This is a genomic window from Amycolatopsis kentuckyensis, from assembly GCF_002155975.1.
Taxonomy (GTDB): domain Bacteria; phylum Actinomycetota; class Actinomycetes; order Mycobacteriales; family Pseudonocardiaceae; genus Amycolatopsis; species Amycolatopsis kentuckyensis.
The window spans coordinates 1-2,083 of the sequence record NZ_MUMI01000555.1; the positions used below are offsets into that span (position 1 = coordinate 1).

A 2,083-nucleotide genomic window follows, 5' to 3' on the forward strand; every position below is an offset into this window, starting at 1 on the left:
CTGAACGTGACACCGGCCGGGCGCTGAGCGTCGCCTGGCTGCCGGAGCCGGTGCTTCGGACCGGCTGTGTTCCGGGTGGGGCGGACAGGACCCACGGCTTCGGCACCCTGCTGGGTAGCGCCCGGCCGGTGTCACGTTCAGCATCATCCCGGCCAGCCCGCGCGCCCGGACCGAGAGCTTCTTCGCCACGTCGCTCAGCACCCGCGCGGCCGGGGCCTCCGGCTCGGACAGCACGATCGGCGTTCCCGCGTCGCCCTGGGTGACCACCCTGGGGTCCATCGGGACCTGGCCGAGGAGGGGTACCTCCGAGCCGATCGACTTCGTCAGCGAATCGGCCACCGTCTGGCCGCCGCCGGCGCCGAAGAGCTCGAGGCGGGAGCCGTCGGCCTGGTCCAGCCACGACATGTTCTCGATGACGCCCGCCACGCGCTGACGCGTCTGCAGCGCGATCGCCCCCGCCCGCTCGGCCACCTCGGCCGCCGCCTGCTGAGGCGTGGTCACCACCAGGATCTCCGCGTTCGGGATCAGCTGGGCCACCGAGATCGCGATGTCGCCGGTGCCCGGCGGGAGGTCCAGCAGCAGGATGTCCAGATCGCCCCAGAACACGTCCGCCAGGAACTGCTGCAGCGCGCGGTGGAGCATCGGGCCGCGCCAGACCACCGGGGTGTTGCCCGGGGTGAACATGCCGATCGAGATCACCTTCACGCCGTGGGACTGCGGCGGCATGATCATCGTGTCGACCTTGGTCGGCTTCTCGCGCGCGCCCAGCATGCGGGGGATCGAGTGGCCGTAGATGTCCGCGTCCACGACACCCACCGACAGCCCGCGGGCCGCCATCGCCGCCGCCAGGTTGACCGTCACCGAAGACTTGCCCACGCCGCCCTTGCCCGACGCCACGCAGTACACCCGGGTCATCGAGCCCGGCTGCGCGAACGGGATCACCGGCTCCGCCGCGTCGCCGCGCAGGGACTTGCGCAGCTCCGTGCGCTGCTCGTCGCTCATCACGTCCAGCTCGACGCGGACGTCCGAGACGCCCGGGAGCTTGGAGACCGCCGCCTGGGTGTCGGCCGTCAGCGTCGCCTTCAGGGGGCAGCCGGCCACCGTCAGGTAGATCCCGACCGTGACCACGCCGTCGGCGCCGACGACCACGTCCTTGACCATCCCCAGGTCCGTGATGGGTTTCCGGATCTCGGGATCTTGCACGCTCTTCAGCGCGCTGCGGACGTCGTCGACGCTGGGGAGCTGCTGGGTGCTGGTCACCTCGTCCATGTTACGAGCCGGTAGGAGTGCGGGACTTCCTGGGCTGGATGGACAGGTCCTCCCGGAGCCGGTCCAGCTCGCTGCGCAGGTAGTCGCGCGTCGCCACTTCGCCGACCGCCAGGCGCAGCGCCGCCAGTTCCCTGGCCAGGTATTCCGTGTCCGCTTTCGTCTGGGCCGCCCGGTTCCGGTCCTCCTCCAGGGAGACGCGGTCGCGGTCGTCCTGCCGGTTCTGCGCCAGCAGGATCAGCGGTGCCGCGTACGCCGCCTGTGTCGAAAACGCCAGGTTGAGCAGGATGAACGGGTACGGGTCCCAGCGCAGCGACACCGCCGTGATGTTCAGCACGATCCACACCGCGACGATCAGTGTCTGCCAGAACAGGTACTTCCCGGTGCCGAGGAACCGCGCCAGCCGTTCGGACAGCCTGCCGACCGTGTCCGGGTCGATGTTCAGCCTGAACCGGTTCTGGCCGCGGGGCTGGTCGAGCCGCCGTCCCGAAGTCAGCTCAGGCACGGTCTTCCTCCAAGGTGTCGTGCAGCCCGGTCTCGCGCCAGTCCTCCGGCAGCAGGTGGTCGAGGACGTCGTCGACGGTGACCGCGCCGATCAGGTGGTCCTCGGCGTCGATGACCGGTCCGCAGGTCAGGTTGTAGGCCGCGAAGTACCGCGTGACCTCGGCCAGCGAAGCCCCCGGTTTCAGCGGCGGGAGGCCGGTGTCCACGGCGCTGGCCACCAGCTCCGCCGGCGGCTCCCGCAGCAGCCGCTGGAAGTGGACGACGCCGACGTAACGTCCGGTCGGCGTCGCGGTCGGCGGGCGGCAGACGAACA

At 70.8% G+C, this 2,083-nt stretch carries 2 protein-coding genes and 1 pseudogene; all 3 read right to left on the minus strand.

The annotated features are described in order from the left end of the window. Positions 1–117 precede the first annotated feature (117 nt). Positions 118–1,260, minus strand: a pseudogene (locus tag CCN39_RS41615) (Mrp/NBP35 family ATP-binding protein); the annotation flags it as partial. A 10-nt stretch (positions 1,261–1,270) separates the two neighbouring features. Beyond that, on the minus strand, positions 1,271–1,771 hold the full coding sequence (locus tag CCN39_RS41620) for a DUF1003 domain-containing protein (protein ID WP_086851872.1): 501 nt from the start codon (positions 1,769–1,771) through the stop codon (positions 1,271–1,273). Further along, the coding region (locus tag CCN39_RS41625; RefSeq protein ID WP_143264355.1) for a CBS domain-containing protein at positions 1,764–2,083 on the minus strand (320 nt) is incomplete at its 5' end. The genes CCN39_RS41620 and CCN39_RS41625, both read right to left, overlap by 8 nt.